Annotated in this window: 23 protein-coding genes; 2 read left to right on the top strand and 21 right to left on the bottom strand. The window is 31.8% G+C overall.

Going from position 1 to position 25,693, the window contains the following annotated elements:
- Positions 1 to 169 precede the first annotated feature (169 nt).
- A complete protein-coding gene (locus G530_RS0108780; protein WP_026934175.1) occupies positions 170 to 1,141 on the bottom strand; it encodes a hypothetical protein in 972 nt (323 codons plus the stop codon).
- A gap of 208 nt (positions 1,142 to 1,349) precedes the next feature.
- Entirely contained in the window at positions 1,350 to 2,141 is a 792-nt protein-coding gene (locus tag G530_RS0108775) for a hypothetical protein (protein WP_026934174.1), read from the bottom strand.
- A 193-nt stretch (positions 2,142 to 2,334) separates the two neighbouring features.
- On the opposite strand from G530_RS0108775, the gene G530_RS0108770 reads away from it, so the two are divergent.
- Positions 2,335 to 2,994 (top strand): acetyltransferase, encoded by a 660-nt coding sequence (locus tag G530_RS0108770; RefSeq protein ID WP_026934173.1) that lies wholly within the window; start codon positions 2,335 to 2,337, stop codon positions 2,992 to 2,994.
- Positions 2,994 to 3,977: a glycosyltransferase family 2 protein gene (locus G530_RS17325; RefSeq protein ID WP_026934172.1), complete on the top strand. Its 984-nt coding sequence runs from the start codon at positions 2,994 to 2,996 to the stop codon at positions 3,975 to 3,977. Before G530_RS0108770 ends, G530_RS17325 begins: the two co-directional genes overlap by 1 nt.
- Here G530_RS17325 and G530_RS0108760 read toward each other — a convergent pair.
- The 19 genes from G530_RS0108760 to rfbB all read right to left on the bottom strand — a co-directional run bounded on the left by G530_RS0108760 (position 3,951) and on the right by rfbB (position 25,682).
- Positions 3,951 to 5,081, bottom strand: a complete 1,131-nt coding sequence (locus tag G530_RS0108760) for a glycosyltransferase (RefSeq protein ID WP_026934171.1) — start codon at positions 5,079 to 5,081, stop codon at positions 3,951 to 3,953. The genes G530_RS17325 and G530_RS0108760 overlap by 27 nt on opposite strands.
- A gap of 1 nt (position 5,082) precedes the next feature.
- Positions 5,083 to 5,925: a glycosyltransferase family 2 protein gene (locus G530_RS0108755; RefSeq protein ID WP_026934170.1), complete on the bottom strand. Its 843-nt coding sequence runs from the start codon at positions 5,923 to 5,925 to the stop codon at positions 5,083 to 5,085.
- Positions 5,918 to 6,892, bottom strand: coding sequence for a polysaccharide deacetylase family protein (locus G530_RS0108750; protein ID WP_026934169.1), 975 nt, complete (start codon positions 6,890 to 6,892; stop codon positions 5,918 to 5,920). The genes G530_RS0108755 and G530_RS0108750 overlap by 8 nt, the downstream gene beginning before the upstream one ends.
- A gap of 342 nt (positions 6,893 to 7,234) precedes the next feature.
- Complete coding sequence (locus G530_RS0108745; RefSeq protein WP_240472141.1) at positions 7,235 to 8,335, bottom strand: hypothetical protein; 1,101 nt, start codon at positions 8,333 to 8,335, stop codon at positions 7,235 to 7,237.
- A 101-nt stretch (positions 8,336 to 8,436) separates the two neighbouring features.
- Positions 8,437 to 9,369, bottom strand: a complete 933-nt coding sequence (locus tag G530_RS17320; protein ID WP_051199740.1) for a GNAT family N-acetyltransferase — start codon at positions 9,367 to 9,369, stop codon at positions 8,437 to 8,439.
- 2 nt (positions 9,370 to 9,371) lie between these two features.
- Positions 9,372 to 10,478 carry a glycosyltransferase gene (locus G530_RS0108735; RefSeq protein ID WP_026934167.1) on the bottom strand — a complete coding sequence of 369 codons (1,107 nt, stop codon included), beginning with the start codon at positions 10,476 to 10,478 and terminating at the stop codon, positions 9,372 to 9,374.
- Positions 10,479 to 10,487: 9 nt separating this feature from the next.
- A complete protein-coding gene (locus tag G530_RS17510) occupies positions 10,488 to 12,713 on the bottom strand; it encodes a glycosyltransferase (protein ID WP_084519435.1) in 2,226 nt (741 codons plus the stop codon).
- Between the two features lie 227 nt (positions 12,714 to 12,940).
- Positions 12,941 to 14,668, bottom strand: coding sequence for an adenine nucleotide alpha hydrolase family protein (locus G530_RS0108725; protein ID WP_026934166.1), 1,728 nt, complete (start codon positions 14,666 to 14,668; stop codon positions 12,941 to 12,943).
- 98 nt (positions 14,669 to 14,766) lie between these two features.
- A complete protein-coding gene (locus G530_RS0108720; protein WP_026934165.1) occupies positions 14,767 to 15,654 on the bottom strand; it encodes a sulfotransferase family protein in 888 nt (295 codons plus the stop codon).
- Positions 15,655 to 15,674: 20 nt separating this feature from the next.
- Positions 15,675 to 16,541 (bottom strand): polysaccharide deacetylase family protein, encoded by an 867-nt coding sequence (locus G530_RS0108715; RefSeq protein ID WP_026934164.1) that lies wholly within the window; start codon positions 16,539 to 16,541, stop codon positions 15,675 to 15,677.
- 10 nt (positions 16,542 to 16,551) lie between these two features.
- Positions 16,552 to 17,700 (bottom strand): glycosyltransferase family 4 protein, encoded by a 1,149-nt coding sequence (locus G530_RS0108710; RefSeq protein WP_026934163.1) that lies wholly within the window; start codon positions 17,698 to 17,700, stop codon positions 16,552 to 16,554.
- A gap of 115 nt (positions 17,701 to 17,815) precedes the next feature.
- Positions 17,816 to 18,688 (bottom strand): glycosyltransferase family 2 protein, encoded by an 873-nt coding sequence (locus G530_RS17315; RefSeq protein ID WP_051199739.1) that lies wholly within the window; start codon positions 18,686 to 18,688, stop codon positions 17,816 to 17,818.
- A complete protein-coding gene (locus tag G530_RS0108700) occupies positions 18,685 to 19,599 on the bottom strand; it encodes a glycosyltransferase (RefSeq protein ID WP_026934162.1) in 915 nt (304 codons plus the stop codon). The genes G530_RS17315 and G530_RS0108700 overlap by 4 nt, the downstream gene beginning before the upstream one ends.
- A complete protein-coding gene (locus G530_RS0108695) occupies positions 19,586 to 20,473 on the bottom strand; it encodes a sulfotransferase family protein (protein ID WP_026934161.1) in 888 nt (295 codons plus the stop codon). Before G530_RS0108695 ends, G530_RS0108700 begins: the two co-directional genes overlap by 14 nt.
- Entirely contained in the window at positions 20,470 to 21,540 is a 1,071-nt protein-coding gene (locus G530_RS0108690; RefSeq protein WP_026934160.1) for a DegT/DnrJ/EryC1/StrS family aminotransferase, read from the bottom strand. The genes G530_RS0108695 and G530_RS0108690 overlap by 4 nt, the downstream gene beginning before the upstream one ends.
- 1 nt (position 21,541) lies before the next feature.
- On the bottom strand, positions 21,542 to 22,294 hold the full coding sequence (locus G530_RS0108685; RefSeq protein ID WP_026934159.1) for a hypothetical protein: 753 nt from the start codon (positions 22,292 to 22,294) through the stop codon (positions 21,542 to 21,544).
- 32 nt (positions 22,295 to 22,326) lie between these two features.
- Positions 22,327 to 23,772 (bottom strand): lipopolysaccharide biosynthesis protein, encoded by a 1,446-nt coding sequence (locus G530_RS0108680; protein ID WP_026934158.1) that lies wholly within the window; start codon positions 23,770 to 23,772, stop codon positions 22,327 to 22,329.
- Positions 23,773 to 24,639: a glucose-1-phosphate thymidylyltransferase RfbA gene (gene rfbA, locus G530_RS0108675; protein WP_026934157.1), complete on the bottom strand. Its 867-nt coding sequence runs from the start codon at positions 24,637 to 24,639 to the stop codon at positions 23,773 to 23,775.
- Entirely contained in the window at positions 24,639 to 25,682 is a 1,044-nt protein-coding gene (rfbB, locus tag G530_RS0108670; RefSeq protein WP_026934156.1) for a dTDP-glucose 4,6-dehydratase, read from the bottom strand. The genes rfbA and rfbB overlap by 1 nt, the downstream gene beginning before the upstream one ends.
- Between the last annotated feature and the right edge of the window lie 11 nt (positions 25,683 to 25,693).

The following is a 25,693-nucleotide window of genomic DNA, read 5'->3' as shown; positions in this document are numbered from 1 at the left end:
AAAAGATATATTTGGGATAAATTGAACCTATATCTCCTTCAGACAGGGTAGAACAGGGTTTAATTATGTAGCGACTGTAGAAAATGATCTCAATAATTGTAGACTAAGTTCATAAAAAATAAAAAGAGACCGAAATTGCGGTCTCTTTCTAAATCTCCAGTAATTATTCTTAATCTTCTATAACTCTAATTGTTAATTTAACAGTATCTCTACACTCTCCATCTGTAAGCGTATAAACAGTTGTATAATCACCTAGATTATCACCCGGTTCGTTAAACTGGTTTATTAAATCCCAAATAGAAGGATCGAAGCTACCATTTTTAGGTATACCCGGGGCTAGTAAACTCAGATATAGCTTTCTTACTTCATCCCAGCTAGGTAAGGCCGCAGCTTCACTTCTGGTCAAAGTTTTTACATTATCCGGACCTGCATCCAGATCACAAAACGGAGGATCTGCTCTATCTGGAACAACAGTAATAGTTAACTCCACAGAATCTGAACAATCTCCGTCAATAATAGTATATATAGTTGTGTATTCTCCAAGAGGATCACTGCCATCATTGAATGCATCTATCAAATCCCAGATAGATGGATCAAAACTTCCATTTCTTGAAACTCCAGGCTCAAGCAAACTTAAATAAAGTTTCCGCACTTCATCCCAACTTTCGATCGCTGAAGCCTCCCCAAATTGCAACTCTCTGGAAGCATCTTCTCCAGCATAAAGTTCGCATATAGGATCGCTCGAATCCGGTATAACCCTTATGGTTAATTGTACAGAATCAAAACAATCGTCTGAGCTTAAACTGTAAGTTGTAGTATAATCTCCTAATTGAGATTCGCGTTCAGGATCATTAAATGCATCAATTAGGTCCCATATCGCTGGATCGAAAGCACCATCTTTTGGCGTTCCCAGGTCCAGCATGCTTAGATAAAGTTTTCGCACTTCATCCCAACTTTCTATTGCTGAGGCTTCGGCAAGAGTTATAGTTTGTATTTTATCCTCCCCGGCACAACCGTATTCATCAACACCAGCATTTACTTCTGTTGCCGGATATTTCATTAGATCTTCTTCAATGGGGTCTACAGAACACCCCACCAACAGAAGAACTAAAATTAACTTTAAAAGTAATTTAGTTCTCATTAGTATATAATTTAGAATGGTTTTCTAAATGTAGGATATCTGAATACATGAATTCAATTAATTCGTTATCTGGGGGAAATACTTGTTAAATCTACAGTAGCCTCTTACTTTAAGCTTTTATTTGGAAGGTTTATGAAATAATTTGTAGTAAAAATAAAAGCGATACAATTTAATAACTGCACCGCTTTTCAAAAATTTATTCTGGAATTTATAGTGGATCTGGAACCACTTTTAAAGTTAGTTCTACAGAGTCTGAACACTCCCCAGATCCTAAAGTATAAGTTGTAGTATAGTCATCTACTTTAGATGCTCTATTCGGATCATTGAAATCGTTTATAATATCCCATATACTAGGGTTGTAATCTCCTGCTTTCTTCGGCACTCCGGGATCAAGCATTCCAGCATATAATTTTCTTACCTCATCCCAACTTGGTATAGCAACCGCATCAGATAGTGTTATTTCTCTAATATGATCGTTACCGGCATAATACTTAAATTCTTCAACAAGATATTCGAAGTAATAAGTACCATCTGTCAACTCCGAATCTGTCGCAATAATTTTAGATTTATTTTTACCGGAACCAAATTCAGCAATTGATGTTATTAATATTTCATCGCCAACCATAAGGCCAAGCTCATCAAAGGTGAAGTTTACCTTAACCTCATTAGTACCTTTATCAACATTTTGAGAATAGTAAAACTTAGAAGCATTAAGATCGCCCTTTCCAGTTCTTGGGAATTCATTTTCAGTTTCAGCAAAATGAATACTTAGACTATTAAATTGATTTTCACCGAGATTAATTACCGAAACCTCTAAATAATCATAAAAATTTCTTACTTCTAGAGTAGCTTCATCAGCAAACTGTAGTTCATAAATTGCACATCCGTCGACTGAGGTAATTAAGTTCACCTCAGAGATTTCTAATTCGTTAATTTCATCATTCTCCACACTACAGGACAAACAGAAGACTGTAAGTCCTAATAATAAAAATTTCTTCATAATAATAGTTTTATAATTAAATCACAAGTTAATTTAACAGACTAATGATTTAGTTTAAAGATAATTAGGGTTTTTTCGATAAGGATATAGAAAAACCCGACAGGACACATTCGCAAAAGATATTCTGCAAGCATATATGCTTTTTCCAGAAATCTAAATGAAAACGATATCTTTGAAAAGAAACTAAGAATTTATGCCTAGAAAACTGATCATTTACGGAATTGGAAAATTCGCTGAATATGTAGCATATGTTTTTAATGAGGATTCAGAATACGAGGTCTATGGTTTTTGCATAGAAGAAAATTTATTTAATTCAGAAAATTTTATCGGAAAACCACTAATAAAATTTCAGGATATGAATAAAACCTATCCTCCTGATGAATTTGAAATTTTTATTGCAGTTGGAAACAATGATGTTAGACGAAGAATCCTAAATGGTGCAATACAATTAGAATACAATATCGCTACTTATGTTTCAACCAAATGTAGAAAATGGGATAATTTGAAAGTAGGAATTAATTGTTTTATAGATGAGGGTTGTGTCTTACAGCCATTCATTAATATCGAAGATAATTGTATTTTATTTACTACAGATCTTGGGCATCATACTACAATATGTTCTGATAGTTTATTAAGCGGCTCTAAAACCGGCGGTAATGTAAGAGTCGGCAGTTATAGTTATATTGGATTGAATGCTTCGGTAAAGCAAAATGTAAACATAGCTAGGAGAAATATTATCGGTATGAATTGTTCCATTGAAAAAGACACCAAGGAAAATTCAGTTTATAGCCACAAAGGGACAGTGAAAAGAGCGATAGACGCAACAGTATTAGGCAATAGGTTCTTACAGTAATGAATTTCGAACAATTTAAAGCCAAATATCAACAAACTGAAGTTGAGCATTATCCTAATAAGGTGCCAGGTGGGATACTTGTAAGTGTTCTTGTCCAGACTTATAATCACGAATTTTATATCAAAAGATGTTTGGATGCTATTTTAGGTCAAAAAACAAATTTTGAATTTGAAATCTTATTAGGGGAAGATACTTCTTCTGATAATACCCGAAAAATTTGTAAGGAATATGCTCAAAAGTTTCCCGAGAAAATCAGACTGTTTCTTCATCATCCTTCAAATAAGATTAAGGTATTGAATGTTAATACGGGGAACTTCAATGCATTTTATAATTTTTATCATGCCCGGGGAAAATTCGTGGCTTTTTGTGAAGGGGATGATTATTGGACCGATCCTAAGAAGCTTCAAAAACAAGTCGATTTTCTAATGAAAAATTCTGATTTCGTATTATGTTACCACTGGTTTGAAGAAAAATTTGAAGTTCAATCTGACTCTAAAAACCAGTATTTAGAACAACCCGAGAAAGATCTTTCGAGGGAAGAATTAATTGGTCTATTGTATCATCCTTTACTATCAACTACCTGTTTCCGAAATTGTTTAATTGACCTTCCGGAGGAAATAATGGAAGTGATAAATGTAGATAGTTTTTTGTTAAGTATTCTGGGGAATTTCGGAAAAGCAAGGTTCCTGGAGAATATTAATGCTTCTACTTATAGAAGGCATTCAGGAGGCGTCTGGACAGAAAATGAAAAGGAGATCAAGTTGAAATCGAAAATTCTAACTTTTGAAAAATTACATTTTTTTTACATTCAACAAGAAAATACTGAGGCGCAGCTATTTATAAAAACCAGGTTACTAAATATATTAAAAGCAAATCTTTTTTGCCATATTAAAACTGGCGATATAGCAAATACGATAAAAGTCACAAGGAAATATTTGAAAGTTAAAAATCTAAAATCAAGGAACTTTATTCTCAATTTTTAAATAAAATTTCTCATACTTCTCTCCAATTTCATCAATATTAAATCGATCAACTGCATAATGATATGCTGCTTTAGTTCTAATATCCCAGTCTTTTATTTTAAGTGCCTCTTCCATTTTTTTCTGAATTTCAAGAATGTTACCCACTTTAAAAATCAGGGCAGTGTTTGCAGGAAGGCATTCTCGGTTCTCAGGAATATCTGAAATTATAACCGGAGTTCTCGAAAAAATAGATTCAATAACAGCTCCAGGGAGTCCTTCATAGTACGAAGGAAAAATAAAAAAATCTGAAATAGCTAGAATATTAGAAATATCAGTTCTATACCCTAATAAATGTACATTGGTCAGTTGGTTGATTTCAATAAATTTCTCAAGTTCTTTTCTAAAAATTCCTTCTCCGGCAATAAGCAACACTGAACCCGGATATATTTTAATAAAATTTTTGAATGCTTTTATAAGGACCAATTGCCCTTTACTTTCCTGTAATCTTGATATATTTAAAAAAACTTTTTTATCCTGCAGTTTAAGTTCTTTAATAATTCTTTTCGTATCAGAATAATACTGAGTGGCCTTTGACCTACCTCTATATATAACCTCTACCTTTTCTTCGGGCACGCCCAGAACTTTTATATTATTCTCTTTAATTGCATACGAATTAGAAATAAAGAAATCTACCTTATTAGCTGTAGCTTTATCTCTCCACTCGGTACTTAACAATTTTAATCGATCTATAATCGAAAGTAATCCATACCGATGTTTAGAATATGAATTACTTACAAAACTGCCCACTAAAATGATCTCAGGAAAAATTGCTTTCAATCGCCTACCTGCCATTTCAGATCTAAATAGTGTAGTATGAATTATTCGCGGATTTTCAGCCTTTATAATTGGTTTTAAAGCTGTGGTGGTTTCACGACTCCTGCAGGTTTTATTCAAATTCAAAGAATACACCTTTACATTATTTTTTTGAAGAATATCCTTAAGTTGGTCTCCGGCGAATAAGTGGATAACAACTGGTTTAATTATTTTAAACTGTAAAATTATTTGAGTTAAACTCCTTTCTGCCCCATATCCAGTCAAAGTATCTATTATAAAGCATACCTTCATATTATTTAAATAAAAAGTATAAACTCTTTAAAAAAGCTTTATGATTTAAAGGATTTATCCTGAATGATGAAGTATAAAACTTCTTCGCCTCCTCTTTCATATTTAATTTTTCATGAATAAAACCTAAAAAATAATTGATTTGACTGTACGAATATTTATCCTTTATATATTTTACTTTATGCTTTTGATATAAATGTATATAAGAATCTAATTTATTGCTATAAGAATTACTTTCTCTGAATTCATTATTGACTGTATACGATAAAAATTGTTGATCAAGAATTTTGATTTTTAAATCCTTTCGTTCTGAAATTCTCATACCTAATTCATAATTTTCGCCAAATGACATTTTAGGATCAAAACCTCCAGCCTCAATAAATACTTCCTTTTTATAACCAATACTTCCCGCTAAAAAGGTAGCAGTAATATTGTTATAAATTTTTTCAAGCCTGGTGGGTTTCCAAACAGATAATTTACCATCCACTTTTTTTAAAACCTGCCAGCATATAATATCATAAGAAGAATAATCAACTTTATTTAATTCGGAAAAAAGTCCGGGTAAAAAACGGTCATCTGAATCCAAAAAAATAATATGATTACCGCTACTTAACTCCACCCCTTTATTTCGCGCTGCGGAAACCCCAGAATTTTGCTGAAAGTAATACTGAACTCTTTCGTTAGTAAGAAATTTTGAAATTACCTTTTTTGTTTCATCACTCGAGCCATCATCAACAATTATAAGTTCCCAGTTACCACCCGACTGCTCCAGTACACTCTCGATAGCATCGGGAAGGCAATATGCTCGGTTATAGGAAGCAATGATGATGGAAATTTTATTATTCATGTACTTTTGAAATAGGCGTGATTTCATTAATTCCTGCCATATTCCTGGATTCAAATCCAAATTTTTTCCTACAGGAATCAAAATGTTGCAATAATAATTCCAGTTCTTGGAGGTTTTTTTCAGGGTTCCATCCAAAGTTATGCGGATGCCACCACAAATGGTAGATTTCTTTATTCTTAGCTGCTGTACTGATCTCTGATTGAATTCTCATAATTCGAATATTATCAATAAAGTGTTTTCCGCTATTTGGTCTCAATAATCTGCTTGCCTTTTGACCTGTAACGCCTAGAGATAATTCATTAATATCCTGGTAAGACTTATTGTTAAAACCGATATAGGCATCCCCTGTTCTAAATATCTTCTGCTGAAGACTGTCTTCCAGTGTATTATTCCAGTACCAAACATCAGGATTGGTTCTAACCCCTTGTAGACCTATTTCCTTACACACTTTAAGGTATTCTGAATTGTACTGATTTCTAGGAAATACCAGAGATTTTAATTTTATATCAAATTTCTCTGCTAACTCTCTGGATTTTTTTAAATCGGCCCTATAGCTTTCAATGGTTTGACCAGCTTCAAGACAGTAATAGTGAGAATACGTGTGAGTACCTATCTCCTGTCCTGGTGTTTTTTTAATTCGTTTGATAATATCTGGAGCGAAGCAAAGTTTCTCCGTTTCTTTCATTTGGATTGATTTCCCATACTTATATGCAGATAAAAGGCTGTTCTCATATTCAGGGAGTATATCCGGAATATTTTCATTCCACTCATCCCAAGCCTCATTAAATAGCATACCGACGGTAGCCCAGGTGCATTTAATTTCATACTTTTCAAAAAGTAGGAGAAGCTCCGGAATTATCTTTCTCGTGTTTAGAAAATACTGTTTCTTTTCTTTCCAATTTACTTTATCAAACACTCCCCACAATAGTTCAAAATCAAGTGAAATAACTAATGCTCCATTTTCCATAAATAATCTATAAAAACTTAAAATTTAGTCCCTCATATAACTCATAATCTGCTTCAGAAGGATTAAACAGGAAATTGCGAAATTTTCTTGAAGTGGCGTGAACCTTCTCTTAACTTCCTTGGCTATATTTTATAAAACCTGTATGCAATATATCTTTCAAGCTCCTTCCAACTCTACACCCCTTTATAAGCTGTGACTTTAAGTTGATAATTACCACATCCTGAATATTTTGGATTAAAAATTTGAAAATTGAATCCCGAATCGGAAACCCAAATAATAAACAAAATAAACCGGGAACCTATAACTCAAAACCAGAAAACTAAATTATACAATTTCAAAATATCACTCTATGACAAGTTCCCTATTTCTTTTCATTCTTAATCGCTTAATCTTAACTATTTTGTCATATTTCTTCTGCGCCAAATAGTAATAGATAACAAAGAACAGGAAATACATTACCATAGATTTCTGTCGCATGATTATTCCCAGATTAGACATTACAAAGGTTAAAGCAAAGGAAGAAAGAAGAAATAAGGTTAAACTCATTTTTACAGTAACAGGCGAACTTTTAAGGAAAGAAATAAAATCCTTCTTTAATATTTTGAAAAACAGCAATAAATAAATGAGGTTTTCAACTGAAACTATTAATCCCAATAACCCAGGAGCATCAAAGAATAAAGGCCTAAACCAAAACGTAAACAATTTTAAGGGCAAAGGATAATTTGCGATGGCCACACCCGAACCAGAATTACTTAATCCACCCGCTCGATCCTCAGAAAAATCCTCAAAATCTGAAACCAAATTTTCAGAATCTTCCAAGCCAGCCATTCCTAATATTTGATCTTGCACCAGCAGTAACCCACCAATCATCCCAGCATATATCATTAATTTTTTTCCGAAAGAAATTTTTTCCCGTCCGGTCATATACCCTAAAACCGTACCGGCAGCTACAAAAAGAAAAACATGTGGTCTGATAAAATATATGAGAATAGATCCTAGAATTAAGGTGAATAACCTAGATTTCGGTTTTTTAATAGCATATGCAAACATCATTAAACCCAAAAATATTGGTGCTCCCTTTCCTAGCGAAGCAGTCCAGAAATGCATATTTGGAAGAAAAAGAGTTAGAACTAAAAAATCAAAATTTTTGAATACATTAATTTTTATAGGAATGTTTTCCCTAAAAAACATATAAGCATAAACAAACCCAAGATATCCTAACCAAGAAAATAGCAACATGGCCATCTCATAATTAAAGCTCAAGAAATTTATAAATGGCCAGGACAAAAAATCTATAAATGTTGTACTGGTTCCGTAGAAAGAAAACCAGTCATCTATTAATTGAGGTCTCTCAAAATAAGCTTTAGAATCTGACCTGTTGAATGCTGCATAAGTATAGTAAACTCCAAAGAAAAATAAATGGTAAAGAAATAAATTATTCATTAAACCTTTAGAAAACCAGCTATGTTTTTTACTCAGACCGTTATAAACTGCCTGGTTTATACCAAAAAGTATTAACAATAAAACTAAGGTTCCTAACATTACTAAAACAATTCAAGGTCTCCAATACTATAATTCCAGCGGGATAAGTCAAATATTTCCTGCTTATCTTCGCTAGGTAAACTAATATCTTTTATAGTTAACATAGGGCCAAAACCACCCATAATACTGGTTTTAAAACTAATTTCGTCATTTGATGCCAAACTTAAAATATGTGCTCCCGAAGTTTTAATCATACTTATTATAACTGATTTGGCTTGTTTTCTTGCGCCAGTAGAAACTATAAGTTCAGAAATTCTTAACTCACTAATTTTTCCTCTTTGTTTGACATAACCAGCAATAAAATAATTTTTATCAAAAAAAACCATATATTGTTGAAGAGGATTGTCAACATAACGCCATATTAAATATTTAAGCGATTTCGGGGTGAAAAATTTGCCTGTGGCTCTTTGACTAACAGAATAAAATTTAATTAATTCTTGGCTTCTAGATATATTGCCAGCAACCCCATAATCAAATGTAGAACTATTTATCATAAAAGGATTTAAGGGCCGTAATTGAATTTTCAATTTATCCACTTCTCTCCATCCCATTTTCAAATAACCTGGTTTACTCTGGCTATTAGGCGTATTAAATACGAAATACTCACCTCTTTCCTCTGCTAATTCTAGAGCCTTTAAGGTTAGTTTTCTGAATACCCCTTTACCCTGATGTTTTGGATGTGTTGCTGTATCGACAGCTCTAACTGCATGAAAGATTTTTGAACCCTTTTGCCACTGCCAGCGCATAAAAGCCCTGACTCCAATAATTTCATTATCTTCTTCAGCAAGAAGAATCAGGCTTTTACCAAAAGGATTATCGATATGTTTATATTTCCAAACGTTTTCAGTCTTCTTTGATGAAGTCTCTCCCAGGCTTGCTTTTAAAACTCGTAAAATTGAACTAAGATCATCTTCTTTTGCTTCTCTGATTATCATAATTATGCCAGTTTAAAATACTCTTCCTCCAAATTTCCTACCATAGCCTTTAAACTAAACTCTTCAATGACCCTATTACGAGCTGCAATTTGATATTTCCTCAGTAATTCCCTGTTGTCTGCTATTTCCTCTAGTACCTTAGAAAGGTCCTGCCAATGGTCAACTTCAACAGTTATACCATCCACACCATTCCTGATAACCTCTTTAATACCTCCAGCATCTGTACTCACTACTGCGCATTCCATACTCATGGCTTCCAGTAATGCAATAGGCAATCCTTCAAAAGATGAACTCATCATAAATACATCCATCGCATTAAAATAAGGCCGCGTATTTTCCTGAAGTCCAGGCATCACAACTTTATCTTTAAGACCAAGTCTTTCCAGCTCCTGTTGAATTTCATCTTCCAATGGTCCGGCTCCCACAATTAAACCATAAGCCCTATTATTGGAACCTGAAAAATTTTTAAAAACTTGTAACCACTCTTTTATTCGCTTCTGAAATCTAAAAACTGAAACCAAGCCAACCACAATAGCATCATCTGGAATATTATGTTGCATTCGTACTTGAATATCCTCACTATTCCGTTTATATTTTGCTGTATTAACACCATTTAGGATGGTTATTACTGGTATTTTTGGATCAATATTCTTTTTTATGGAGTTTGTAACATCTTCAGAGACCCCAATACCTAAACTCTGGGAATTGAACGTTTTTTTGTTAAGTATTTTGGTTGCCGGGTGGTAACGTTCCTGCATGTTATGTTCCGTATAAACCATAGGAATTTTAGTGCGAAAATGCACAAGCCTTCCTAAAAAACCCGCCCAGGGTAAATGACAGTGGATAATGTCTATATTATTTTTTTTACAGTATTTAATCACATCAGGGGCCTTTCCCATAAGTTGAATATTGTTCTTTGAAGAAAGACAGGTAACTTTTCCTCCATTCTTTTCTATTTCACCAACCATTTGATTTTTCCATGGAAGGAAATAGATAAAATGAAAATCGAATTTTGAAGTATTATGAATATTCAGGGTTTCCGGAAGTAACATTTCTGCTCCACCCCGCCCTAATGATTTTATAATATGAAGAATTTTTATTCTATTCATTCTTAAAATTTATGAAGTTGCAAATCTATCTATGGTCTTATAATAGATACGCAGAAACTGATCTACCAAAATGCGGTTATTAAATTGAGTATGGACAATTTTTTTTGCATTTTCCTGTTTTAAAAACCTCTCGTCGGTTAAAGATTGAATCATAGCTTTCACAAATGCATCTGGATCATTTTTGGATATCAGATATCCCGTATTATCATTTAACAATTCAGATACCCCGCCAACGTCATAGGCTATAACAACAGTACCGTAGAACATAGCTTCTAAGATAACTCCTGGAAGCCCTTCAATAAGACTAGGTAATACTAAAATTTCAGCAAACTTAATATAATTCTCAGGATTTGCCTTTTCGCCATATAATTTTATACGATGGTTAAGGTTCTTTGAGGCAATATATGCTTCAATATCTTTCTTTAAATAGCCTTCTCCAATTATATGCAGAAAGCCTCTTTTTTTTAATTGAAGAAATTTCTCAAAAATACGAACTAATTCAAAATGATTTTTCTCTGGAGTTAAAGACCCTACATGGACGATATTGATGTCTTCAGGACGATAAGGGTTTTCGATTTCTTCTTGCTCTATTGGGGATACACCATTGGTAACTACTTCACTTTTATCCATTGTAAAAGGAAATAAATTAATAAGATCTTCCCGGGAAGATTCAGAAACAGAAATTATAGCATTCACTCTCTGAAAAAGAAACTTATTTAAACTTCTGGAGAGTGTATTATGAATATAATAACTGGTAAGACTGGCATTTCTAAAAATAATTGGAGTTTTCCAACCAAAGATCATTCTAGAAAACACAGCATATTTTAAAGTATCTGAGGCATTAGCTTGAATCACATCGGGTTTAAAATTGTTAATAATATTGGAGATAGCTTTCCAACCCTTATAATCACCATATCGATAATTCTGATTGCCATCCAATGTATAAACATTTCCGTTGAAAGGTAAATTAGCACTTCCATCGAACACACTATATATGAGTACTTCATGTCCTTTTTCGAGTAACTCATTAGAAAGTTGACAACAAAAAATTTCTGCCCCTCGATATTGCTTTTTTTGAATGAGTTGTAAAATTTTAAGTGTGGGTGGAAAATCTTTCTTATCTATCGAAATTCCAGCTAAATTGGCATACAGATTTTCAAATTTTCTTGCATTTTTCTGCGGATTAAACTCCTCTATCACCAATTCTCTTGCGCTTTCTCCTAATTTCCTAGTTAGCTCGTCGTTTCTGCATAGCTCGGTAATTTTGGTGCGAAATAAAGGTTTGTCAAAGTCGTCAATTATAAACCCTGTTTTATTATTTATCAAGACTTCTTTTACACCACCAACATTAGTAGCTATAGAAGGTTTTCCTTGTACCGCAGCCTCTAGGATCACACCTGGCACTCCTTCTACCAAACTAGAAAGAACAACGCAATCTGCAGCCGATAACAGCGCGGGAATGTCTTTCCTGAAACCTAAAAGATAGACAGTGTCCTCTAAGCCTCTCTGCTTTATTTTATTTTGAATCGTTTCAAAGGTAATTCCATCTCCAACGCAAACCAGCTTAATATCGGGATTAGTATCTTTTAATTCATTAAAAATATCGAGTAGAAACACATGATTTTTTTCAGGGCTAAAATTCCCTACGTGCATCACCACTCTTGCGTTAGGGGTTAAACCTAATTCATTTCGCAATTTTTCGGCGTTTCCAGTTTGGTCAATTTTAATATTAGGAATACCTCTACGAATCACCGATGTTTTATTTTTCGGATAATCTAAGGTGTTTATAAGATCCTGAATAGATTCTGAACCAACAGAGGTTACATGATCTACTTTAGAAAAAATCTTCTTATAAACTGAAAGTTTTATATCAGACCCCAACCACTCACTTATAGTGCTAATATTACGGTATACGATAGGTTTTTGCTTTACTATATAACTAGCCGCAATCATATACTTCAATGTATCACTTCCATTGCACTGAATCACGTCTGGATCTACTTGTTTTATCAATTTTACAAGACTTCGAACTAATGACCAGGAAAAACCAACGCGTTTGCCCTTCGATAAATCGATATTTCTTGCTCCCTCAACTTCAAGAATATTAGTTTCATTTTTGTAAAGACCTGCAAAAATTATGGTATGTCCAAGTTGAATAAGCTCTTTGCTTAAATTGGCAGCAAACACCTCTGCTCCGCGATATTGACGTTTTGTAACTAATTGAAGGATTTTCAATATTCGAAATTTTGTTTATTAAATAATAGTCTCATATTACCTTAAATTTGAATTGATAAATAATAATACTAAGTAGCTTTTCTTCAATTCTTAATAAGTATAATAACCCTTTAAAAATTATTAATAAAATGTATTTAATTCTTTCTAATTCTTAAATTAATGAACCTGAATCTTGAATTTCATTAAATAATTAAAAAAAATGTGCTATGTAAAATAAGAAAATCATTTTATCTCATATTCGAAAGTACCTTAGAATCTTTATTTAATAATTTATACATTCGAACTATAAGAAACATTCTAAATGCTACTTTGTTCATATCAATTTTAGCTGTAAATAGTTCTTTCAAAATTCTTTTTTTGATTTCTTTTGGTATGAGTGATTTTAGATTAGAAATAAGGGATCCGGATTTATTATTTTCCCCGGATTTCATCTGAATCTGTGATAATACTGTTTTGATAAATTTCTCTGAAAAAATTAAATTTGCTGTATTAGATTCAAGTTCCGTAGTAATAAGCTTAACCATAGATTTATCCCTAAAAATCTCTACTTTCGATTCAATGGCTGGCGCCCTTGCATATTTAAAAGAGGGTTTAAAGTGATTTACATAATTCTTAAATATCTTTTTCTCCGTTCTCAAATGATCGGGAAGTTCCCTAACGAAATGAATAATTCGTCTTGACAATAATGGATTTATTTGCTCTAAATAGGGTTGCTTTATATCTTCTAATGCGGATAAAAATATGGGAATTAAATATTGTTGATATAATCTGTCTCTCCATGCGTCTGTAGATTCGGTACTTTTTTGCTTTAATTGCTCTGGATACCTGACATTAAATTCTGAAAAAAAAATTTCACTTTTGAGGTTCTCATAATCCTCTGGTAAAGTTAGACCAATAAAATTTTTTAAATGGTATTCAGAAATAAAATTATAAGAACCAAAAGCTTCATCCCCTCGAATAATCCCACCAACACCACTTTCAAATAAGGTTTTCCAAATTTTAAATCCGTCCATATAACCTCCTATATGATCGATTCTACCTTCACCATTTTCTAAAAATCTTGTTATAATATTATCTAGAGATTCATCAGTTGAAAAATCTGTTTGAAAAAAACTATGCCGGATTTCCAGTTTATCTGCTATTTTTTTTGCTATAAAAGCATCATTCCCTGGTATGCTTTGATTTTTATCAAGGCCCCATGTTAAAGAATTTATTGTTACATTATTGCAATCTTTTCTTTTTAAACTGTATAAAATACCTCTACTATCATAACCTCCCGACAAAGTTATTTTCCATTTAGAATAATCTAATTTCAATTCAGATAAAACAGATTGAACTAGATTATTAAATTCTTCCTGATTTATTCTATCTAATTTATTATTGGGTTTAAACGATACTGGGTTGGAATTTATAGTTGTCATCCAAGTATTCCTATCTAAAGTTAAGACACTATCTGGTGGAAGGAGTGAAAGATTAGCATCCCATGACTCTCCAGGTCCTAATAGTCCATTACATAACATCCAGGGAATAATTCTTTTATTAAATTCAAAATTTCCTAAATATTGTATTATAGCTCTTTGAGAGGTAGAAGCAATGAATTTTTTATCATCAAAATAATACCATAAAGCTTTAGATCCAAGTATATCAGATATGATTTGAATTTTTTTTTCATCGGTTCTAAAAATAACATAATTTCCATCTGGACTAGGTTCATCCAATTTATCCCAATTTTTAAGTGAACCAAAGGACTGTCCAAAAAAAATGTTAGAAGAATTCATTTCTATTAAGTTACTTGGATTAGATAATCCATACGCTATTTTATCATCCTTAAAAGTTTTCGCAGAACTTGCTTTAATGTTATTGGCTGTTATAGTATTACAAATCTTTGAAATTTGATTTACTTCGGAATCCGAAATAATTTCTTTCCTATTAACGACATAGATTATTTTAGACATACTAAAATTTGGTTATATTTTAGAATAAATGATTAAGTAAAATTTATTTGATAAATCAAACTCAGAAATTTCGTTCAATTTAATCTTCCATAAAGGATTTAAGAATCACTCCTTGCTGTAATCAGATCGTATCCATATTTCGAAAGATATAAACTTGCTCTCTCATTTATTATTTCCAAATCTCGAGTATTTAAATTACTTAAACTTTTCTTGTTCATATTTCGAATTTTATTGTTAGAACCATGAATCAAAAACGATTTTCGAAAAAAATCTGGAGGATAATTATTTAAATTTAAAAAATCTGTAATTTTATTCATAGTTTTTACAGTCTCTTCAGATAACTCTTCATAGCTTATTTCCAAAAAATTTTCCATTTCAATTTTAGCTTTTTCAATTTTATCCAAGCTTTGTGTCCATTGCTCAATGCATATTTCTATTGGATACTTTTGATTTCCATGAAATTTATTATCCTCCATTATTTCGGCTTTACGCTGAATGCCTTCTGCAGCCGCATATCCATTTCTAACGATATGAATAAAATAGGCTGGCTTAAAATTTTCAGCAAAAAAGGGTATTCGACAAATATTAGATATAGATTTTTCTACAAAAAAAATATTTGGCTCATAAAAGTGGGACCAATGTTTTTTAATTATATGAGCATTCTTATTTTTATTCACAGAAGAGTTTTCCATTTTGGCTTCACACTGAGACCACATTCTTCTCCATCCAAAATCTTCCGGTTTTACCAACTGATTGGTTAGCATTACTCCTTCATCTGGTAATCCACTAATTTCTGGATGCTGTGCTAATATTTCATTCAACAATGTTGTGCCAGAATTATAGCAGCCTAATATAAATATCCATTTTTGTTTCTCTTTTTTAGACCCCGTTTTTTCTAAAACCTTGGAATAAAGTGAATTTTTTCTAAATCTTGCCGTGAGCCTATGAAGAATAGATTTGTTTTTATAAATTATATTATTCAACATTATTTTGAATCTTTCATTTATTATTTAAAGAGGTGCATTAATATTGGATGCAGTCCAGAAACTTTAGTTTTAAATTCTCTCAAAGGAGTATAGGTATTCACTCTAATTCTAGATATCCTCATAGGATTGATTATTTTTTTATTTAATTTATGATCAAATAAAAATGCCGTTTTGACACCTTGACCAATTAAAACTTTTTCTGAACCCAAATTCCAATTACCATTGGGATAGGCAAAATTTGAAAAATTTTCTTTTAGTCCCAGATTTTCAAAAACTCTTCTACTTTCTTTCATTTCCTGTTCTATCTCTGCAACACTACAATTATTTATCATAGGGTGTGTATGGGTATGATTTCCAATTTCAATATTATTTTTTTTCAGTTTTAAAATCATTTCTGTAGAAAATTGCTCATCTTCAAGTTGAGGAATATTCTGCAATTCTGATTTTCTTTCAGACTCAGGAATATTTTTCAGGTGATTAACTTTTTTCCTTGCTTCAACATAAGTCTTTCCCGATTTTTGTAAAGTTTCTACTACTTGTTTACACCAAAATGCTTTCTTGCTATTTATTAAGTCTGTGATCACAAATACAATGGCCGGTAAATTATATTTTTTCAACAAAGGTAATCCCTCTTTAAAAATGGATATATCTCCATCATCAAAAGTAATTAGCAAAGAATTTACCGGCAATTTTTGTTTAGTCTCTATATGATGATTAAGTTGTTTTAAGCTAATTACGTTATATGCTCTAGACAAATAATTTAATTGTAATTCAAAGGCCTGTGAATCTTTGACACCATGATATGCCAAAACTTTTATGGTACCTTTTGTGAAATACTTAAAAATAGAATTAAACGGAAGCAGGAATCCATAGAACAATTGGCGCATTTTAAAAATTTTAATATTTACTGGTTAAATCAATAAATAGGTTTAGCATTCTTTTATTTACGGTTTCGATTTGAAATCGCTCTTTATAAATTCTTAAACTTTCTTTCCCCATTTCCAACCTTTTTTCTTTATCCATAATTAATTTATTTAAATTTTCGGCTAAACTTACAGGGTCTTCATTTTTAAACACCAAAGCATTTCTATTTTCTTCAATAACTTCCAAATTATTCGGGATATCTGAACAAATAATAGGAAGGCCCGCGGCTTCTGCCTCTATTAAAGCTCCAGGCAAACCTTCAAATCTTGAAGGAAAAACAAAAATATCAGAAGAGGCCAGTAGTTCATAAATATCCCCCCGATGTCCGACTATATGGATTGAATTGCCCAATCCAAATTCTTCAATTTTGTGCTTAATCTTTTTAGTTAATTTTCCATCTCGACCAACTAGTAGGACTTTAAATTTTTCCTTAATATTTACTAACCTACCAAATGCATCTAATAAAATATCCTGGCCTTTCGGATATTCATGTCGTGCTACATGTATAATCTGGATATGATTTTTTGAATTAAATTCATTTCTCAAACCGCCTATTACGCCAGGATTATCAAGACAGTAATTCACTTTTCTTCCTCTAGGAATTACAGATATTTTCGATTTCTTTATTCGTAGTTTTTTAAAGTAATGATTGGCTACTGTTTCACCGTTAGCGTGAAAATGATCTACACCAAAATATTTAGAAATTAAATCGATTCCTCGAAATATTTGAATATAAAATTTATTTGCACTGGGGTCATTCAATCTAATTTTTGCATAAGGCATAGTTACCAAACTTTCAATATGATAAAATCTGGTGAATAATTTGGCCATGCGAACACGCAGCGATGCCTTAAAAAGTACAGAGTGAACTATATCTGGTTCAAAATTTTCAATGATCTTTGCAATAGTCTTTGCTTGCTGCATTAAAATTCCAGATTGCAAAAAATGTACGTCAAATCCTTTTTCCAAAATTTCCTTTTCTACGCCTTCTATTCTATGTCTTAGGACAATTATTTTAATCTGTACATTACATTTTTTTAAATAATCCCAAAGTTCGGCATTAGAACGTTCAGCACCCCCAGTCCCAAGGCTATCCTGTACTGCTAAATATTTTTTAATCATAAATGACGGGCTTTATTGAATTGCAAACGCTGTCCTGTAAGAAAATTTAAGTCAAAATTTAGCGCTATCTTAGGAATAATTACGTTCAATTATAAATTAAATTCAGTTACATAATTTACCAAAATTTCTTCCTCATAAAAGGAAACTGTACTATTATTAACCTTCCAAATCTCTTTATATTAAATGGGTCCAATTTCCAGGCCTTATAAAATAATTTCTTAGCCTCCTCATATTTCTCAATTTTCACTGCACTATGGGCACCAACACTGAGATAATTAGCGTAGATCAATTTATGTTTAGAAAATAAACTTTCATGTTTATTCAAAGTATAACTATTACCCAAAAATATAGCTTTATGATCTGATCTGATTTTGGGTCCCTGATGAACATGAACTTTGATGAGAGGCTTATATATATTTTTAATTTCAATTTTATTCTGATCTAAAATTTGGAATAGTCTAATTGCCATTTCTGAATGTTGTCCAGATTTTACATTTTCATCATAACCTCCAATTTTCTGAAAATATTCTTTTTTTATTAAGAAAACCCCCCCATTAGTAAATCTTCCGATACGATTGTTATATAAAGGCCCCATATCAATAGGATAATTCTCCCGAATTAAATTACCCTTGTGATCTAAATACTCGTATCCACAACATACAACTTCTGCTTCATTTTCTATTTCCTTCTGAAATGCTTCTAACCAATTTGGTTTTGCTTCATCATCACTATCCAAAAAAGTTATAAAATCACCTGTAGATACTTTAACCCCTGAATTTCGTGCTGCGGTAGCGCCAGCATTGGAATTTTTCAAGTATTTTATTCTGGGATCACTTAAATATTTTCCCACAACCGCTTCAGTATCATCGGTGGAACCATCATCAGAAATAATTAACTCCCAATTTTGATTACTTTGATTTAAAATACTGCTTATTGCCCTGGGTAGAAATTTAGCGCGATTATAGGTTGGTATAGTTATTGAAATCATTTAAGATTAAAATTTTTAATATAAGATAGAAAGTCTCTCAAAGTTAAGTTCCTAATAAGACTCATTTTTAATTCGGACTTACTATTAATTAATACTTTCTTAGAAAGGTTGGAAATTGTTTGTTTAATTATCTTGGTAAATACAAAGTTTGAATGAATATCAAAATCTTGAAGTAACTTTATATTGTTCCTAGTTATATCATTTCTCTTTTCTTTTTTTTCAATAATATTTGAAAATATCCCTCCGTTATGAACTCGGTAAACACAGGTTACATCTCCCATGCAGTAAAAACTTCCGTGAACTGATAATAGCAAACTCAGGGCACGATCTCCAGATTTTGCTTCATAAAAGAAATTAGGAAAATCATGAATTAAGTTTCGAAAAACTAAGGATGCAGTAGGAAATAATCCCCCACCTCCTTTAATAATATCTTCTGTGTGAAAAGTTGATCTTTTTTTATTTTTATTTAAATAATTAGATTTCTCTTTGGAATGCTCATTATAAACAATAGCATCAGTGAAACATGCCGAAAAATTTAGATCATTTTCCAAAAAATCAACTTGCTTCTGCAATTTGTAAGGATCTGTCCAGTAATCATCGCCATCTAAAAGTGCAATATATTCACCTGTACAATTAGAAACAGTATTAGCAAAATTATACAGCCTGCCATTCTTTTCTCTTTCATAGAAATATTCTCCTTTAAAAGGTCTATCCAAGAATTTTATATGTACGTTTTTAGTGCTTTTATAATTTGCAATTAAATCCCTTGTATTGTCGGTAGAAAAATCATCTCCAATAATAAGCTCAATCAAAAAATTGGATTGTTGCATTAAAACCCCTTCAATAGATTTTTCAATAAATTGACTATGATTAAAAGTGATTAATCTAACACTAACTTTATATTTTATCATAACCTAATAAATCAATTAAATCAGAATTGACAGATTGAAATGTCTCTATCTCGTTTCTTGTTAATTCATACTTATATTTACCTATACTAGAGGAATCTGGGGGTAGAAAAGTTTTCTTTTTCCAATCGACTAATTTATCTGGTTCTATTTTATTATTAATATTATTCTCTGCATATTTCAACATTTCAATATTATAATCGATTTGTAAAAAACTACATATGGATTGCAGCGTTCCTTCACTATTTGTTAATAAATCCTCAAACCTTATAAAGGTAAAGTTTTTCGTCCCAATCATTTCACCAAAATTGAGTAATTTTAAGTTATTCTCTCGCCATTCTTCAGCTATTTCACCGATTTCAGTGGGTAGTATCGGTTTATATTTTGAAGTACTTTTAAGGTTTTTCAAATTCTTATAAGAGCAAGCCACATCTCTACCATCTCTAACTATTGCTAAATATTTCGCGGTAGGATATATCTCCCTTATAATATCTAAATGATGAATATAATAGTTATTCTTGTCACCTAAATAAATTGCATTCTTATTCTGCTGAGAACAAAATTGTTGTAATACACAGAAAGATAATTCTGCGTAATTCGAAGCCATGCTTTTTACAATTAATTTATGTAAATCTGAAAAGTCTAAATTCCATGTCTCAATTTTTTTAGAGGATTTTAAATCTTCAATATAACTTGTAACTCTAATTTCATTTGTGGAATCTGTTTTAGACCAATTTTTATATTTACTATACCACCATTGAATAAAGCCACACTCTGGTGGTATACAAATATTTGGATGGCTGGTGAGCATTATTCTAAATAAAGAAGTTCCAGATCTGGGATTTCCTAATATAAAAAGTGGGTGAGCATCTGTCATATAGAATTAATTTTATTTGTAATTCGATTCAATTCCTCTGATTTGATTCCAAAATATAAAGGTAGACATAATACTCTTCGTGAAATGGATTCAGATACACTCATAGAGATGTTTTCGACATAATTTAACAGATTTAAAGAAGGATAAAAATACCTTCTAGGAAAAATATTTTCCCGATTTAAATTATCCTGTGCTTTAAGTAAGGCTTCCTCAGAATTAAAAATAATAGGATAATAGCTATAATTCCATTTTGTATTACTCCGGATTTTCATTTTTTCCAAATTATTGAAATTTAAATTTTCGTCATAAAAATCAACAACGTTTTTACGCTCGGAAAAAATTTTCGCCATGTAAGGCATAACACTTAGTCCCATGGCTGCTTGAAGTTCACTCATTTTGGCATTTATACCTAAACCATGAAATTCCGCTGGACCAGCATGTCCAAAATTATGATGATAGTATAATTCCTTATTAAGCTCATCGTTTTGACAAACAAATGCTCCTCCTTCTCCTGTATGAAAAATTTTAGTGGCATGAAAACTACACGTACTCACATCTCCGTAATTAAACAAACTTTTTCTTTCGTACTCCACTCCAAAACCATGAGCAGCGTCATAAATCACCTTTAAATTGTACTTCAACGCTATTTTTTCTATCATGTCAACATTACAAGGATTTCCAAAGACATGTGTAGCCAAGATAGCTGTTGTTTTTGATGTAATAGCAGCTTCAATCTTTGTCTCATCTATGGTTAAGAATTCAGGATGGATATCCACAAAAACCGGAGTGCAGTTCTCCCAAACAATTGCAGAAGTTGTTGCTACATAGCTAAAAGGAGTTGTAATAACTTCTCCTCCCTTGGCTAGTACTTTGAGAGCAATTTGTATAGGGAGCGTACCATTAGTGGTTGAGGTAATGTTTGGCACATCTAAATAAGACCTTAAATTAGCCTCTAATTCTTTTACCAATTCCCCGCGATTAGTCAACCATTCATTTTTCCAAATACGATCTAATTGAACATGGTATTCCTGAATTGGTGGAAAAAATGTTTTTGTTACTGGTATAATATTATTTGGTGACATTCTTTATAAAATTTTGGGCCTTAACTAGTATATTTGGTTCAACATTATCTAAATTAATTTCGATAAACGGTATTCCTAAGGTCATCAAAATTTTCTGCTTGGTTAAATAATTATGATGTTTTTCTTCAATGTGTTTAATTAAGTCTGGTTTATCTAGACCATGATGGAGTGGAGCTAGCCTACCTTCATTTTTTCTTTTATAAATTCTAGAAAGATTTTTTTCAACAGATAAACTACAAAATATCAGACCGTTAGGTAAAGTTTTTTGATTATCCCAATCAACCCTAATTAAATCCGGATGATGACTTAGTGGTCCTTCATCCATTACAATTGGATTTTTAATATTATAATAATCTTGTAAGCACAGATTCTCAATAATTTTATGAAATAGGGAAATTCTATATGATTTTTCTTTAAAGCATATATCCAGATCTATATAATGGTTTATATAGGTCTTAAGTAATTCTTCAAAAATCTCAGCTTCTTTTAGATACGCATTTTTTCTATCCAATAAAATTTCTGTTAAATTGCTTTTTTCACTATTAACAAAATCTTGACGAAGATATAATTTGATTAGTGATGCAACTAAGCCCTCTTTTTTTGAATTTTTTAAAACCCATTTTAGTTTAATTTCTTCAATGCTTAACCAATTAGATTCTTTATTCCTTTCACTTATAAGAGATTTTAAGAAAAATGATTTTCCTATACCCGATGGTCCTAAAATTTCGATCCACTCCATGATTTTATAAAAATTAACAGTATGAAGTACCTTTATTTAAAATTTATTTTTTTGAAAATAATCTTTTTGATTTCATACAAACTGGATAATTTCAAAATAGAACTCAGAATTAAATAAATTGAAACACCTAAAATCCCTCCGAAAATTATTCTGAAAATATCTAGAAAATTATGTAAAAAATTATCTAGTAAAAATATTGACATACCAGCAAGGCATGAGACAATTATTATTGGAAAAATATCTTTAAATTGTTGAAAAGCTGAATAATTTATAAATCTATCAGTGTAATAAGCATTAATAACAAATGCACTAAAAGATAAAATTACCTGGGTGTATAACAAACCATAGATTCCAAATTGTAACCCTACCAATACGGCAATGACCATAAGTGATTTCTTAATAATGGCTAATTTTAAATAAAGGTCACTTCTTCCCTTGACTTTTAAGACATTTAAATTGTATGCATGGATTGGGTAAAGTATCCCTGTGATACATAAAATTTGAAAGTATGGAACAGCTGGCAACCACTTCTCTGTAAATAATAATCTAAAGAAAGGTTCTGCCAAGACAGCTAAAAAAACTAAAGTAGGCGCGACAATGTATACAACCATTTGCATAAGTTGCTTATAAACCCGTTTCAGTCTTATATTATCATTTTGTATCGATGCAAATAAGGGATAAGTGATCTTATTTAAAGCATTAGAAATGTTTGTAACTGGTAATTGTTTCATAGTCTCTGCTCTAGTATAAAAACCAACTTGACTAGCAGAAAAATAGCGTCCTATTAGAATGAGGTAAATATTGCTAAAGAGTTTATTTAATAAACTCGATAAGGTAATTTTATAACCGAAATTAAAATGCTGCTTAAATTTTTCAATATTAAAGACTAAACTCGGTGCCCATTTTGAATATATCCATAACTGTACACTTAATACTACAGAGCTTGATATATTACTCCATACTAAACTCCAAACCCCAAAGCCTGAATAAGCGAGCGCAACTCCCACAATTCCTCCAAAAATAGTTGCTGGAATGGCGATGATAGCTTGTGTTTTAAAGTTCATTAATTTGGTTAACCTCGTAGTTTGAACTGAAGCGAATGCATCAATTATAAATGTTACACAAAACAAGCGTATGATTCCAGTTAGAATATCTTGATTGTAAAAAGCAGCAATCCAGGGAGCCGAAAGATAAATTATCAAATAAATTAAAATACTTGCAAGAAGATTAAAATAAAAAACCGTTGAATAATCTTCCTGATCAGGATTTTCGCTCCTAATTAATGATTGTGTAAGTCCTGAAGCAATTAAGACCTTCCCTACAGAAACAAATATTGCAATCATTCCAATTAACCCAAATTCAGCAGGCAATAATAACCTTGCTAAAATTACTGAAATAATAAATCCTATAATTTGATTTCCAAATTGCTGAGCAAAAGTCCAAACAAAACCTGAGGTAGCTTGCTTTCTTAGGGACATCTATAAAGACTTAGCCAATTCTTTTAAATACTCACCGTATTTAGATTTGCCGTATTTACCAGAGAGTTCAATTAATGTAGATCTTTCTATAAACCCTCTTTGATAGGCCACTTCTTCAATACATCCTATCATGGCGCTTTGTCTGTTTTGTATTACTCTAATAAATTCGGTCGCATCATCTAAAGATTCTACTGTACCGGTATCAAACCAGCTCATACCGCGGGTCATTACACCTACTTCTAATGCTCCGTCGTCCAAGTACATTTGATTTAAGGCAGATATTTCTTTTTCACCCCTAGCTGAGGGTTGGACATTTTTCGCATATTCAACCACTTTATTATCATAAAAGTAAAGGCCTGGAACAGCATATCTGGATTTTGGTTTTTCTGGCTTCTCCTCAATACTTATAGCCTTGTTATCATTATTAAATTCGACAACACCATAGCGTTGTGGGTCTTTCACAGGATATGCAAATATAGAAGCTCCCTTTAGGTTAATTTTACTTCGTAGTAAACTTCCAAAACCGTTACCATAAAAAATATTATCTCCCAAAACCAAAGCTACCTTATCATGCCCTATAAATTCTTTACCTATTATAAAAGCTTCTGCAAGACCATTCGGCTCATCTTGAATGGCATAATCAAAATTACATCCTAATTCCGATCCATCACCTAATAATTTTTTAAAAGATGCTTGATCGTGAGGAGTGGTAATAAATAAAATTTCTCGTATTCCCGCGAGCATTAATACTGAAAGGGGGTAATAAATCATGGGTTTATCATAGACTGGCAATAATTGCTTGCTTACCGCAATGGTTATTGGATATAAACGAGTTCCAGATCCTCCTGCTAAAATGATTCCTTTCATTATGAATATTGTTTTTTATAATAATCTTTATATGTACCACTAGTGACATTTGTGAGCCACTCATTATTTTCCAAATACCAATCTATTGTTTTCACAAGACCTTGTTCAAAGGTTACAGATGGCTCCCAACCTAATTCTTTATTTATTTTAGAAGCATCTATAGCATAACGCTTATCGTGCCCAGGCCTATCTTTTACAAAACTGATAAGCTTGGCTGAACTGCCTTTTTCCCTATTCAATTTAGTATCCATAATTACACATAGCAACTTAATAAGTTCTATATTTTGCCATTCGTTAAATCCACCGATATTATAGGTTTCTCCAATTCTACCTATATGAAATGCAAGATCTATTGCGATAGCATGATCTTTCACATATAACCAATCCCTAGTATATTTACCGTCTCCATAAACCGGCAGTCCTTTTTCTTCAATAATATTATTAATAAAGAGAGGAATTAATTTTTCCGGGAATTGATTGGGACCATAATTGTTTGAGCAGTTCGATATGATATAAGGTAGACCATAGGTTTCACCATAAGCACGTACAAAATGATCACTACTGGCCTTGGAAGCCGAATATGGTGAATTAGGATCGTATGATGTTGTTTCAGTAAATAAACCTTCTTTTCCCAATGTTCCGTAAACCTCATCCGTACTAATATGATAGAACAATTTATCATTAAAATCAGCTTTCCAGGTTTCCAATGCAGCATTGAGTAAATTCATGGTACCAATAACATTGGTACGAACAAAAGTTAAGGGATCTGATATAGATCGATCTACGTGCGACTCGGCTGCTAAATGAATAACTTTATTAAATTGGTGAGTTTCGAATAGTTCATTTATTTCATTTGAATTATTAATATTCGCTTTTAAAAAATGATAATTCTCAGCATTCTCGATGTCCTTTAAATTCTCTAAATTACCTGCATAAGTCAATGTATCTAGATTAAATATTTTGTAATTCGGATATTTATTAACTAATAATCGCACCAAATGAGAACCAATAAATCCAGCCCCTCCCGTAATTAATACCTTCATAAGTTTACCTA

Source organism: Christiangramia echinicola DSM 19838 (genome assembly GCF_000423065.1).
GTDB lineage: Bacteria > Bacteroidota > Bacteroidia > Flavobacteriales > Flavobacteriaceae > Christiangramia > Christiangramia echinicola.
The sequence above is the reverse complement of the archived record's forward strand: the minus strand, read 5'-3'. Positions and strand labels throughout refer to the sequence as shown.